The organism is Sphingomonas sp. FUKUSWIS1 (assembly GCF_000733135.1).
Lineage (GTDB): Bacteria > Pseudomonadota > Alphaproteobacteria > Sphingomonadales > Sphingomonadaceae > Sphingomonas > Sphingomonas aerolata.
Genome location: NZ_JPJC01000230.1, coordinates 1 through 242 on the forward strand (window position 1 = coordinate 1; position 242 = coordinate 242).

At 56.6% G+C, this 242-nt stretch carries 1 pseudogene; it reads left to right on the forward strand.

Features of this window, described 5'->3' with window-relative positions:
* Positions 1-218 (forward strand): annotated as a pseudogene (locus sphsw_RS19900) (recombinase family protein); the annotation flags it as partial.
* Positions 219-242 lie beyond the last annotated feature (24 nt).

Genomic DNA, 242 nt, shown 5'->3' on the forward strand with positions numbered 1-242 from the left:
CACAGGCGTTCGAGCGCATCCGTTCGCTGATCGACACCGTGGTGTTGAAACCGGAAAACGGCGTACTTACGATCCATCTTCGCGGCGAGTTTGCGTCAATGCTAGAGCTAAGCGCTGGAGCGGAAACGCAAAAAGCCTCCGCGGGGGTTTCCGGGGAGGCTTTGCAAATTAAGATGGTTGCGGGGACAGGATTTGAACCTGTGACCTTCAGGTTATGAGCCTGACGAGCTACCGGGCTGCTC